Below are 12,196 nucleotides of genomic sequence, written 5' to 3'. Positions count from 1 at the left end.
TTGACCGCCAAACCCTCCTACCTGGGCGCCTTCCTGCGCCACCCGGCCAACCGGACCGCCCTGCTGGCGGCTGGCGTGGTGGCGATCTTTGCGTCGATCCCCATGGGGCTGGCGGGTCTGGGCCTGGTCGGCACGCTGGCGATCGGCACCGAAATCCTCGCGGCACTGACCATCCCGAGCCTGCCCTCGTTCAAGGCCTGGGTGGACCGCGAAGCACACCACCAGACCCTGAGCCAGCGGCGCAACCTGCTGATCGCGGAACTGCGCGACCGGGGCGAGTCACAGGCGCTTTCCACCTACCAGCACATGTGGGAACGCGTGCAGTCGCTCTACCAGACCGCGGGTGACCGCAACACCACCCTCACCCGCCAGGACGTGGAGAAGCTCGACGCGCTGACCGTCGACTTCCTGGGCCTGAGCGCGGTCAGCGCCTCGTTGCGCAAGCGCAAGGACCTGATCAGCGAAGACCAGGTGAACCGCCGCATCGCCAGCGTCGAGGCGCAACTGCGCAACCCTGCGCTGGGTGACGAAGAAGCCCGCCAACTCAAGGCCACGCTGAACGAATACACCGAAGTGCTGAACCGCTCGCGCCGCCTGGCCGTGCGGCGCAGCGCGCTGGAGGCGACGCTGGTGTCCATGCCCGACAAGATGGAAGAGGTCTACCAGCTGGTGATCACCTCGCCCTACGCCACCGACATGGGCAGCAAGCTCGAAGACTCGCTCGCCCGCCTGCGCATCGCCGAAGAAGTCGCGGCCGAGTTCGACGACGACGACCTCACCGCCTTTGCCAGCACCCCTTCCCGGACCGCACCCACTTCCGCGGCAACCCAGGCAACGCGGCAGGCCGCGCAACGCCTCAAAGCCTGACCCACCCCTCATCGCACCCAACCAGGAGATCCCATGGCCAACAACGCAATCTTTGCCCGTCTCGTCAACCTCTGGACCGGCTTCATCTCCCTGTGGGTGTCGGACGTCGAGAAGGAACACCCCGAGATCGCTTATCAGAACGCGATCGCTTCGATGATCGAGAAGTACACCCAGCTCAAGGCCGCCACAGGCGCGATCATCGCGCGCCGCCAGGAGATCACTTCGCGGCTGGAAGCCCATGAGCGCGAACTTGCCAGCGTGACCACCGACCTCGAAGCCGCGCTGGCCACCAACCAGGACGACCTGGCCGTGGTGCTGATCCAGAAGAAGAACACGCTGGACGCCGCCATCACCGAACTGCGCGCCGATGCCACCCAGGCCACTGCCGATGCCGACAACGCCAAGGACTCGCTGATCCAGGTCAAGTCCGAGATCGACAAGCTCAAGGCCGAGAAAGAGCGCATGCTGGCGCAGATGCACAGCGCACAGGCCCGCATCAAGATCCAGGGCCAGCTCGATGGCCTGTCGGTCGACGCTGAAGTGCAGGCGCTGGGCGCCGTGCGCGACCACATCAAGAGCCAGGTGGCGCAGGCCAGCCTGGGCGCCGAGCTGCAGAACTCCGATCTGGACGTTCGGCTGAACAAGCTGCGCCAGAGCAGCGGCAGCGTGACGGCCAAGGCACAGCTGGAAGCCATGAAACAGGCCCGCGCCGCAGCGCAGGCCACGCCGACCAAGACACTCTGAAACAGGAACGCCAATGACCGCGGCCGTCACCCCCCGCCAGGAGCTGCCCCGCTGGGCCGACATCCTGCGGCAGAAATATCTGGCGGGCGAAGCTTCCACCTTCGTGCTCTACCGCAACGTCTTCGACAACGTTCTGGTTGGTGACAAGCTGCACAACCTTGGCAGCTTCCTGGTCGAGGAACTGTTCAAGGACACCAAGCAGCACGTCTGCGAGGTCAGCCTGGAGCGCGGCATCCGGGTGCTCTCGGGCTCGCTGGACGACAAGCGCCTGGCCCTGCAACGCGAACTGGAGGGCGAAGCGCCCGACCTGCTGGCCTCGCTGCATGCGCTGGAGCAGCGCATGCGCACGCAGCCGTCGACGGCGGTCATCGTTCCCTATGCCGATGCACTGCTGCCGGCGGGCGACCCCAGCTTCATGGCCCAGCCCGACCGCCAGACCTATCTGGTGTTCCACCGCTGGTCGCTGGACCAGGCGCTGACCCAGGGCGACAACATCGTGGTGCTGATCACCGAGTCGCTCAACGCCATCAACCCTGGGCTGCTGTCCAACCCCAAGGTCGCCGCGATCGAGATCCCGATGCCCGACCTGCCCTTGCGCAAGAAGGTGATCGGCCACTTCGCGCCCCAGCTCAGCGAACACCAGAAGACCCTGTTCTCGGAGCGCACCAGCGGCCTGCGCACGGTCCAGCTGGCCAACATCCTGGCCGCCAAGGGCCAGGGCCTGAGCGAGGCCGAGCGCCGCACCCTGATCGGCCAGCTGCTGGAAGGCACACCCGACGCCCAGGAACGCGCCAACACCCTGGCCACCATCACCGCTGGCATGACGCCCGCCGAGATCACCCGCCTGATCGAACCTGGCAAGACGCTTCCCGAGGGCGACGCCGACCAGGAGGTGCTCAAGGTCATCTACGCCCGCAAGCGCGAGATGATCGAGAAGGAATGCGCCGGCCTGATCGAGTTCATCGAACCGAAACACGGCCTCTCGTCCGTCGGTGGCCACGAGCACATCAAGCATGAGCTGATGGCCATCGCTCAGAACCTCAAGTCCGGCGAATCCACGCTGACGCCGATGGGTCTGCTGGCGGTCGGGCCGATGGGTTCGGGCAAGACCTTCGTCATCAAGGCCTTCCTCAAGGAAGCCGGCCTCTCGGCGGTGGCACTCAAGAACTTCCGTTCCAAGTGGGTCGGCTCCACCGAAGCCAACCTGGAGCGTGTGCTCGCCACGGTCAAGGCGATGGGACCGATCGCGGTCATCATCGACGAAGGCGACCGCAGCTTCGGTTCGGGCGGCGGCGAAGACAGCGACGGTGGCACCAGCTCGCGCGTGATCGCGCGGCTCAAGGAGTTCATGGCCGAGACCGAGAACCGGGGCCAGGTGCTGTTCGTGATGATGACCAACCGCCCCGACAAGCTCGACACCGACATCAAGCGCCCGGGTCGGCTGGACCGCAAGATCCCGTTCTTCTACTGTGAGTCGGCGCCCGAGCGCGTGCAGGTGCTGCAGGCGGTGCTCTCGCGCTACGACGAGTCCTGTGTCGCGACCCAGGAGCAGCTGCTGACGCTGTGCGAGCCGCTCACCGGCTACTCGAACGCCGACCTGGAAGCAGTCGCGCTGCTGGCGGTGGAGTTCGCCCGGCAGAACAAGGCGCCGCTGGACGCCGAGGACCTGACGCAGGCCGTGACCGACTTCATGCCACCCCAGGAGCGCGACATGATCGAGTTCATGGAACTGCTGGCGGTTTCCGAGACCTCGCGCCGGTCCATGCTGCCCAAGCGCTACCGCGACATGGCCATTGCCGACATCCAGAGCAACCTGCTGGCCGCCAAACGGCGCGCCCTGACCCGCTGAACCCCTTTCAACACGAGGACGTTTCCATGCATGCCATCCAAGACCAGAACCTGAGCACCACCCAGGTGGCCCAACTGACACGGGCCATGCTGTCCGTGGCCCGCATCGACGGCATCCAGCCTGCCGAAGCGGCCCTGATCGGCCAGTTCTACGAGAGCTCGCGCACCGGCGACATGCCGACCACCGCGGCCGTGCTGTCCGACACCAGCGCCTTCGAGGTGGCTGCGCTGGCCGGCAGCCCGGCACCCGTGGCCGAGACAGTGGTGCTGATGTGCCTGATGACCGGTTACGCCGACGGGCACCTGAGCGCTGCCGAACGCAGTGCGGTGACGTCGATCAGCGGCGCGCTGGGCGTCAGCGCTGCCCGCTTCGAAGAACTGCTGGGCCAGGTGCGCGACGAACTGATCGGCGCTCTTTCGCACCTGCCCGACGCTGGCTCTGTCGCGACCATCGTGCGCGAGCTCACCGCCGGCGACTGAGCGGGTCCGCGCGATTCAGGCAGTTTCTGCCGGCTTGGCCTCGGCGGCGGGTTCGGCCGCCGAGCCGAGAAACGCCATGGACAGCAGCCCGGCCAGCATGCCCGCCCACTGCGGCACCCCCCGACCGACCACGGCGGCGGCCAGGGCCACCTCCTTGTCCACGCCCTTGCTCACCAGCAGCAACATGATGGCGGCCTCGGCCGCACCCAGGCCACCGGGCACGATGGCCGCAGCGCCGGCAAATAGGCCGATCGAATAGGCCGCCACCGCCAGGGTCCAGTCCACCGGCGAGCCCATGGCCTGGAGGGCGAAATACAGAGCCGAGCCCTGCGCGCACCAGGTCGCCACGCTCAGCGCCACGGCGCGCCAGAGCGTCTTGCCCGACAGCAACACCGACATCGCATGCATGCCCTCGTGCGCATAGGCCGAGAGGCGGCCCAGGGGCAGGCGTCGCACGAACTCGCGCGCCAGCGATGACCGCAGCACCCACATCGCCACCAGGCACACCGCTGTCGCCGCCACGGCCCAGTCGGAATGGCCCGTGAACAGCGCGATGCCCGAGCAGGCGAGCAACCCGGCAATCAGGATGTCCAGCAGCCGGTCGGCCAGAAAAGCACCGACGCCATTGGCGTAGCTCATGCCGTAGGGTCGCAGGTACAACACCCGCATCGCTTCGCCAGCCTTGTGCAGCATCAGGCCCATGCCGAAACCCGACATGTAGATCACCGCGTTGCGCCACAGTGGCACGTCGACGCCCACGGCGCGCGTGAACACCACCCAGCGCCAGATGCGCGCCGCATAGCAGACCACGAATACCCCCAGCAGCTGCGCCCACAGCAGCGGCGACATGGTGACGATGTGGTGGAGCACAGCGTGCCAGTCGAAGGGCTGGGCGATCACCACATAGGCAATCAGGCCGCCCAGCAGGACCAGAGGCAGCCAACGCAGGAGACGGGAGAAACCGGACATAGTCCGGGGATTATCTGGCACCAGTCCCCGGACATCTTGCGGTCTGGACAGACCGCTGCCGGAGTTCAGTCCAGCTTGATGTTGGCCTTGGTCACCAGACGCGCATAGCGGTCCTGCTCGGACTTCAGGAACTTCACCGCGACATCGGGTGTGGTCGGATTGATGACGTTGTCCTGCTTGGCCATCGCCGCCTTGACTTCGGGGTCGTTGAACGCCGCGACCACACCCTTGTGCAGGCGTTCCACCTGGGCCGCCGGCAGCCCCTTGGGTCCGACCACCGCGAACCAGCCCGAGATGTCCACGTCAGGGAAGCCCTGCTCCGCGATGGTCGGCACATCCGGCAACGAAGCCACACGCTGCTTGCCCATCACACCGATCGCCTTGAGCCGGCCCGAAGCCAGGTGGCCCTGGGCGGCGGGCACCGCAGCGGCGCCGAATTCCACCTGCCCGCCAATGATGTCGGTCAACATCGGGCCCATGCCCTTGTAAGGGACGTGTTGCACCTGCACGCCCAGCGCGTCGACAAACATCTCGCCCGCCAGGTGGATGATCGTGCCGTTGCCCGACGAGCCCATGTTGAAGCTGCCGGGCTTTGCCTTGAGCAGGGCCTGCATTTCCTTGACGTTCTTGGCCGGCACCTTGGCCGGGTTGACCACCAGCACGAAGGGCGAGCCACCGACCACGCTGATGGGCGTGATGTCGTTCAGGCTGTCGTAGGGCATGGTCTTGAACACGCTGGGGTTGACTGCGTGGTTGTTGGAGATGAAGGCCACGGTGTTGCCGTCGGGCGCGGCCTTGACCAGAGCCGATGTTCCGGTAATGCCGCCCGCGCCTGGCAGGTTCTCGATCACCACGGATTGGCCACCAAGCGCCTTGGACAGAGCGTTCTGCGCGGCACGGATGATGGTGTCCACGCCCGAACCAGGACCGACGGGAAGGATCACGCGCAAGGGCGAGGAGGACTGAGCCCATGCGGGCGTTGCGGCAACAAGGCAAGCCGCAGCCATGGTGATGAGGGTTCGGCGCTGGAAGGTCTTGGTCATGGTGGTCTCCTGGTGTTGTGTAGTTCAAAAAAATGCGAGAGCTCAGGCGGATGCGGTGGTGAGGCGACTCAGCACCTCGTCGGTGTGTTCCCCGATCACCGGCAGCGGGTGGCGCACGCCTGGCCGGCGTCCGCCCATCAGCAGAGGCAAAAGGGCGACCTGGGTCTCGCCGCCATCACCGGTATCCATGGACACCAGCCCCCCGGAGGCGATGAGGTGTTCGTCGTGCACCAGTTGGTCCGGGCGCACGACTTTGGCGTAGGGCAGGCCGGCGGCCTGGAGCTTCGCGCACAGGGCTTCCAGGTCCTGGAGCAACAGGGTTGCGCCCAGCTTTTTCAACAGCTCGGGGCGCACGGCCACCCGCTGCGCGTTGGTGGCGAGTGCAGGGTCGCTGGCGAGGTCGGGGCGGTCGATCACCTGGCACAGCGTCGCAAACTGCTTGTCGCTCACGGCCCCGACAAACAGCTGCTCGCCGCCCGCCACGGTGAAGGTGTCGTACACGCTCCAGGCGGAGATGCGCGAAGGGAACGGCGGCGGCACCTCGCCCGTCATCTGGAACTGCTGCATGTGTTGGGATGCCAGCAGCACGCAGTTCTCGAACAGCGCGCTCTGGATCTCCTGGCCCTGGCCCGTGCGCTCACGCTCGCGCAGCGCTGCCAGCACGCCGATGGCTCCAAACATGCCGCCCATGATGTCGTTGACCGAACTGCCCGCACGCAGCGGGCGGCCTACAGGGCCAGTCATGTAGGTCAGGCCCGCCATGTTCTGCACCACCTCGTCCAGTGCCAACCGGCTCTCGTAGGGTCCAGGCAGGAAGCCCTTGTGCGAGACGTAGATCAGGCGCGGGAACAGGGCGCGCAGCGCCTCGCTGCCCAGGCCAAGCTTGTCCATCAGGCCAGGACGGAAGCTCTCCAGCAGCACGTCGCACTGGCCGATGAGTTCCTTGGCCGTGGCCAGGCCCTCTTCGGTCTGAATATCGAGCACCACGCTCTTCTTGTTGCGGTTGAAGCTGCGAAAGAAGCCGATGCCCAGACCCGGCAGCGAGCGGGTCTTGTCGCCACCGGGCGGCTCGACCTTGATGACCTCGGCGCCGAGATCGGCCAGGATCATGCCGCAGGTCGGGCCCATGACCATGTGGGTGAATTCGACGACGCGCACGCCTTCGAGAGGGAGGCCGGAAGATTCGATTGGCATGGCTTGTGATCAGGTCGGTGAAAGGAAAAGGTCGTCAATAGGCCGGCGCCGCACGCCCCGACTTCGGAAGGCCGGCGCGCCACAGCGCACCGTGCGTGGGTTCGCCCGGCAGCCAGCCCACCACCTTGGCGCGCAGGGCCAGCAGCTTTTCAATCTCGATCCCGGTCGTCACACCGCAGGCCTGCAGCATGAAGGCGAGGTCTTCGGTGGCGGCGTTGCCACTGGCGCCGGGCGCATGTGGGCAACCACCGATGCCGGCGAGCGATGCATCAAAGCGGGTCACGCCCACTTCGAGCGCTGCGTACACATTGGCCAGCGCCAAGCCGCGCGTATCGTGGAAGTGGCCGCAGCAGAACTTGTCGCCAGCGATGTGCAGTGCCTGCTCAAACAGTTCGCGCACCGAATCCGGGTCGGCGTAGCCCACGGTATCGGCCAGGCTCACACGATCGGCACCGGCGTCAAGCAGTGCCTGCATCAGGCGCAGCACCTCGCTGGTTTTCACCTCGCCCTGGATGGTGCAGCCGAAAGCCGTGCCCACGCCACCTTCGATCAGGGTCTGGCTGCCGGCGGCGTCGCGCGCAGCGCGGATGCGGCGCATCTCGCCCACCACCTCGTCGGGCGTCTTGCGCAGGTTGGCCAGACTGTGCGCATGGCTGGCCGACAGCGGCAGGATCATCAGGTGGGCACCACCTTCGATGGCGCGCTCCGCACCCTTGAGGTTGGGCACCAGAACGCTGGCCTTGAGGCCCGGCAGCGTCTTCGCAAAATCCAGCACCTCGGCGGTGTCGGCCAGCTGAGGCAGCAGCTTCGGCGGCACAAAGGAACCCACCTCGATCTCGCGCTGGCCTGCGGCAAAGGCGTCGGCGATCCACTCGCACTTGTGGGCGGTCGCCACGATGGTCCGGATGCTCTGCAGGCCATCGCGCAGACCGACTTCGCGGATCACGGCTCGGGTGGGCAGGTGGGACATTGCGGGAGCTCCAAACAGGGACTGGTGGTGTCGTGAGAGCAGTTTATGATTTCCGAACTCATCATTGAGTGGTGGTTTGGAAGCCGATAAATTCCAGTCTGGAACTTAATTCAAGGGTTTTCCCGGTGCGAGACCTCGACATCAAATCGCTGCGCCTGCTGGTGGCCGTGTGCGACCACGGCAACATGAAAGACGCCGCGGCGCAGGAACACATCGAGCCGTCGGCCATCAGCAAGCGCATCGCCCAGCTGGAGGACACGGTAGGCACGCAGGTGCTGGTGCGAGGGCGGCGCGGCGCCGTGCCCACCCCGGCTGGCCGTGCCCTGCTGGAGCATGCGCGCACCCTGCTTTTCACGCTCGACCGCATCGAGGCCGACATGGCCGCGTTCAAGGGCGGCATCAAGGGACAGGTGCGGGTGGTGGCCAGCGCCTCGGCCATCGCCGAATCGCTGCTCGACGACCTCACGCAGTTCATGCGGGTGCCCGAGCACCTGGACATCAAGGTCGACATCGAGGAGCGACTCTCCAAGGACATCGTGAGCATGGTGCGCGACGGCGTGGTCTCGCTCGGGGTCTGCTGGAGCAACATCGATTTCGGCGGTCTCGAATCGCGCCCCTACCACCGCGACGAGTTGATCCTGGCAGTGCCGCTGAACCATCCGCTGGCGCAGCGCGAGTCGGTGCTTTTCGAAGAGACGCTGGACTTCGAACACGTCGGCCTGCAGCCGTCCTCCGCGGTCTACACCATGCTGCACCGCGCCGCCGCCAAGGCCGGACGCCGCATGAGCTACCGCGTGGTGGTGTCGAACTTTGACGCGGCCTTCCGGGTGGTGGGCGCCAACCTGGGCATCAGCGTGGTGCCGCGCCAGGTGGCCGGCATCTATGTGTCCGCCGGTCAGGTGCGCCTCGTGCCGCTGGACAACGAATGGGCCCACCGGCGCTTTGCCGTGTGTTTCCGCCGCGAGAGCGACCTCACGCCCGCTGCGCTGCGCCTGATGGAGTTCCTGTGTGAGCAGGCGGCGCAGGCAGACGCAACGGTTTCTGTCCTGTAAGAAAGACTGCACGCCAACGACTGTGAAGAAACTGCGCTAGTGTTCGCCCACCCGCTGGAGGCCATTTGTCCCACCGAAAACTTCTGCTCTTGCTGACCCTGCTGCTAGGCATCGCCGCCTTCTTCGCGCTCGACTTCGGCCGCTTCTTCAGCCTCGACTTCCTGCGCGCGAGCCAGGCTTCGCTGGCTGCGTTGCGCGAGCAGCAGCCGTTGTTGCTCGCTGCAGGCTTCTTCCTGGTCTATGTCGCGGTCACCGCGCTGTCGCTGCCCGGTGCCACCATCGTCACGCTCGCCGGCGGCGCGATCTTTGGCCTGGGCTGGGGCCTGCTGCTGGTGTCGTTCGCCTCCAGCATTGGCGCCACGCTGGCGTTTCTGACCGCGCGCTTTCTGCTGCGCGACAGCGTGCAGGCGCGCTTCGGCCAGCGGCTGGCCGACATCGACCAGGGCATCCGCAAGGACGGCGCGTTCTACCTGTTCTCGCTGCGGCTGATCCCGGTGGTGCCGTTCTTCGTGATCAACCTGCTGATGGGCCTGACGGCCATGAGGACATGGACCTTCTACTGGGTCAGCCAGCTGGGCATGCTCGCGGGTACCGCGGTCTATGTGAACGCCGGCACGCAGCTCGGCCAGCTCCAGTCGCTGCGGGGCATCCTCAGCCCCGGCTTGCTGGGCAGCTTCGTGCTGCTGGGCCTGTTCCCGCTGATCGCCCGCAAGGTGATTGAAGCGGTGCAGAGGCGCAAGGTCTACGCACGGTGGGCCAGCGAACGCCCTGCCCGCTTCGACCGCAACCTGATCGTGATCGGTGCGGGCGCGGGCGGCCTGGTCTCGGCCTACATCGCCGCCGCTGTGAAGGCCAAGGTCACGCTGGTCGAGGCTCACAAGATGGGTGGCGACTGCCTGAACTACGGCTGTGTGCCGAGCAAGGCGCTGATCAAGAGCGCCAAGCTCGCGCACCAGATGCGTCACGCGTCGAACTACGGGCTGGACGATGCCAAGGTCGCATTCAGCTTCCGGGCCGTCATGGAGCGCATCCAGGCGGTCGTCCGCGCGATCGAGCCGCACGACAGTGTGGAGCGCTACACCGGCCTGGGTGTCGAGGTGCTGCAGGGCTACGCGAAGCTGGTGAACCCGTGGACGGTGGAGATTGCGCTGAATGGCGGGGGCACACAGCGACTCACGGCGCGCAGCATCGTGATCGCCGCCGGCGCCCGGCCCTTCGTGCCGCCGCTGCCGGGCCTCGACGCGGTCGGCCATGTGACCAGCGACACGCTGTGGGAAGCATTCGCGAAGCTCGACGAGGTGCCGAAACGCCTGGTGGTACTGGGCGGCGGCCCGATCGGCTGCGAGCTGGCGCAGAGCTTCGCGCGGCTGGGTTCGCAGGTGACGCAGGTGGAGATGGGCGCGCGCGTCATGGTGCGCGAGGACGAGGAGGTCTCCGCGCTGGCGAAGGCCTCGCTGGAGGCCGACGGCGTGGCGGTGCTGACCGCCCACAAGGCACTGCGCTGCGAGTTGGTGGACGGCGAGAAGGCGCTGGTGGCGGAACACGCTGGAGTGGAGAAGCGCATCGCGTTCGACCAGCTGTTGTGTGCCGTGGGCCGCGTGGCGCGCCTGACCGGCTACGGCCTGGAAGACCTGGGCATTCCGACGAACCGCACCGTCGAGACCAACGAGTACCTGCAGACCATCTACCCGAACATCTACGCCGCGGGCGACGTGGCCGGTCCGTTCCAGTTCACCCACGTGGCCGCCCACCAGGCCTGGTACGCGGCGGTCAACGCGCTGTTCGGCGACTTCAAAAAATTCAAGGCCGACTACTCGGTGATCCCCTGGGCGACCTTCATTGATCCCGAGGTCGCGCGCGTGGGCCTGAACGAGCAGGAGGCGAAAGAGAAGAACATCCCGTACGAAGTCACGAAGTACGGCATCGACGACCTCGACCGCGCCATTGCCGACAGCGAGGCCCAAGGCTTCGTGAAAGTGCTGACCGTGCCGGGCAAGGACCAGATCCTGGGCGTGACCATCGTCGGCACGCACGCGGCCGACCTGCTGGCCGAATACGTGCTCGCGATGAAGCACGGCCTGGGCCTGAACAAGATCCTGGGCACCATCCACACCTACCCCACGCTGGCCGAGGCCAACAAGTACGCGGCCGGCGAATGGAAGCGGGCGCACCAGCCGGAAAAGCTGCTGGCCTGGGTGAAGAAGTACCACGACTGGAGGCGTTCATGAACGGCCGCTTCGTTCGTTGCCTGCCGGTGGGCGCCTTGCTGCTGGCTGCGCTGCAGGCTCAGGCCCAGAGCCTGCCGCCGCTGGTGCAGGCCGATGGCACGCTCCACGCGGGCTGGCGGGTCGTCGGCTTCCCGAAGAAGAAGGCCGACATCCCGCCCACCCTGTTCGAGGCCGGCAAGGTCGACGGCCAGCCGGCGGTCAAGGTGGTCACCGCCTCGTCCTACGGCACGCTGGTGCATGACCTCAAGGACGCCACGCCCGCGCGCCTGTCGTGGCGCTGGCGGCTGGACCAGCCGCTGTCGGGCGGCAAGTCGGCGCCCGACCTCACGACCAAGGCCGGCGACGACGCCGCGCTCAAGGTCTGCGCCATGTTCGACCATCCGCTGGACCGTGTGCCCTTCGTCGAGCGCACCGTGTTGCGGCTGGCGCGCAGCGTCAGCGGCGAAGCCCTGCCCGCCGCCACCATCTGCTACATCTGGGACAGCGGCCACGCCGCCGGCCTCCAGGGCGCCAACCCCTACACCCGGCGCGTGCGCTACATCAGCCTGCGCGGCAGCGAGACCCCCGCCGGCCAGTGGGCCACCGAAAACCGCGACATCGCGCAGGACTTCATCACCCTGTTCGGCGACGAACTGCCGCAGGGCGCGCAGACCCCGCGCAACGAACTGCCCAAGGTGGCCACGGTGCTGCTCGGCGCCGACAGCGACAACACCGCCAGCCGCAGTCAGGGCTGGGTGGCTGATCTGCAAATCGCTCCATCGAACCCCTGAACGCGTCGAGATTCCCCGCCCGGTGCACAGG

At 66.8% G+C, this 12,196-nt stretch carries 11 protein-coding genes; 7 read left to right on the top strand and 4 right to left on the bottom strand.

Annotated features, from left to right (window positions below; translation table 11 throughout):
• Genes ACLIJ1_RS10735 through ACLIJ1_RS10720 form a run of 4 tightly spaced genes read left to right on the top strand, consistent with a single transcriptional unit; the run spans position 1 to position 3,939 of the window.
• Complete coding sequence (locus tag ACLIJ1_RS10735) at positions 1-867, top strand: hypothetical protein (protein ID WP_411365501.1); 867 nt, start codon at positions 1-3, stop codon at positions 865-867.
• A 33-nt stretch (positions 868-900) separates the two neighbouring features.
• Positions 901-1,611: a PspA/IM30 family protein gene (locus ACLIJ1_RS10730; protein ID WP_411365500.1), complete on the top strand. Its 711-nt coding sequence runs from the start codon at positions 901-903 to the stop codon at positions 1,609-1,611.
• Between the two features lie 13 nt (positions 1,612-1,624).
• On the top strand, positions 1,625-3,460 hold the full coding sequence (locus ACLIJ1_RS10725; protein ID WP_411365499.1) for an ATP-binding protein: 1,836 nt from the start codon (positions 1,625-1,627) through the stop codon (positions 3,458-3,460).
• A 26-nt stretch (positions 3,461-3,486) separates the two neighbouring features.
• Positions 3,487-3,939 carry a TerB family tellurite resistance protein gene (locus ACLIJ1_RS10720; RefSeq protein ID WP_411365498.1) on the top strand — a complete coding sequence of 151 codons (453 nt, stop codon included), beginning with the start codon at positions 3,487-3,489 and terminating at the stop codon, positions 3,937-3,939.
• 15 nt (positions 3,940-3,954) lie between these two features.
• On the opposite strand, the gene ACLIJ1_RS10715 is transcribed toward ACLIJ1_RS10720, so the two are convergent.
• The 4 genes from ACLIJ1_RS10715 to ACLIJ1_RS10700 all read right to left on the bottom strand — a co-directional run bounded on the left by ACLIJ1_RS10715 (position 3,955) and on the right by ACLIJ1_RS10700 (position 8,115).
• The gene (locus tag ACLIJ1_RS10715) at positions 3,955-4,908 is read right to left on the bottom strand and encodes a lysylphosphatidylglycerol synthase transmembrane domain-containing protein (RefSeq protein WP_411365497.1); all 954 of its coding nucleotides are present in this window, start codon (positions 4,906-4,908) and stop codon (positions 3,955-3,957) included.
• Between the two features lie 65 nt (positions 4,909-4,973).
• Positions 4,974-5,951 carry a Bug family tripartite tricarboxylate transporter substrate binding protein gene (locus tag ACLIJ1_RS10710; RefSeq protein WP_411365496.1) on the bottom strand — a complete coding sequence of 326 codons (978 nt, stop codon included), beginning with the start codon at positions 5,949-5,951 and terminating at the stop codon, positions 4,974-4,976.
• Between the two features lie 42 nt (positions 5,952-5,993).
• Positions 5,994-7,145, bottom strand: coding sequence for a CaiB/BaiF CoA transferase family protein (locus tag ACLIJ1_RS10705; RefSeq protein ID WP_411365495.1), 1,152 nt, complete (start codon positions 7,143-7,145; stop codon positions 5,994-5,996).
• Between the two features lie 34 nt (positions 7,146-7,179).
• Positions 7,180-8,115 (bottom strand): hydroxymethylglutaryl-CoA lyase, encoded by a 936-nt coding sequence (locus tag ACLIJ1_RS10700; protein WP_411365494.1) that lies wholly within the window; start codon positions 8,113-8,115, stop codon positions 7,180-7,182.
• A gap of 125 nt (positions 8,116-8,240) precedes the next feature.
• Here ACLIJ1_RS10700 and ACLIJ1_RS10695 point away from each other — a divergent pair, with 125 nt between their 5' ends.
• The 3 genes from ACLIJ1_RS10695 to ACLIJ1_RS10685 all read left to right on the top strand — a co-directional run bounded on the left by ACLIJ1_RS10695 (position 8,241) and on the right by ACLIJ1_RS10685 (position 12,165).
• Positions 8,241-9,167 carry a LysR substrate-binding domain-containing protein gene (locus ACLIJ1_RS10695; RefSeq protein WP_411365493.1) on the top strand — a complete coding sequence of 309 codons (927 nt, stop codon included), beginning with the start codon at positions 8,241-8,243 and terminating at the stop codon, positions 9,165-9,167.
• 83 nt (positions 9,168-9,250) lie between these two features.
• Complete coding sequence (locus ACLIJ1_RS10690; protein WP_411365749.1) at positions 9,251-11,395, top strand: FAD-dependent oxidoreductase; 2,145 nt, start codon at positions 9,251-9,253, stop codon at positions 11,393-11,395.
• Positions 11,392-12,165, top strand: a complete 774-nt coding sequence (locus ACLIJ1_RS10685; protein WP_411365492.1) for a DUF3047 domain-containing protein — start codon at positions 11,392-11,394, stop codon at positions 12,163-12,165. The genes ACLIJ1_RS10690 and ACLIJ1_RS10685 overlap by 4 nt, the downstream gene beginning before the upstream one ends.
• The last annotated feature ends 31 nt before the right edge of the window (positions 12,166-12,196 follow it).

The sequence above is a fragment of the Hydrogenophaga sp. RWCD_12 genome, assembly GCF_046604225.1.
Classification (GTDB): Bacteria; Pseudomonadota; Gammaproteobacteria; order Burkholderiales; family Burkholderiaceae_C; genus Hydrogenophaga.
The sequence above is the reverse complement of the archived record's forward strand: the minus strand, read 5'-3'. Positions and strand labels throughout refer to the sequence as shown.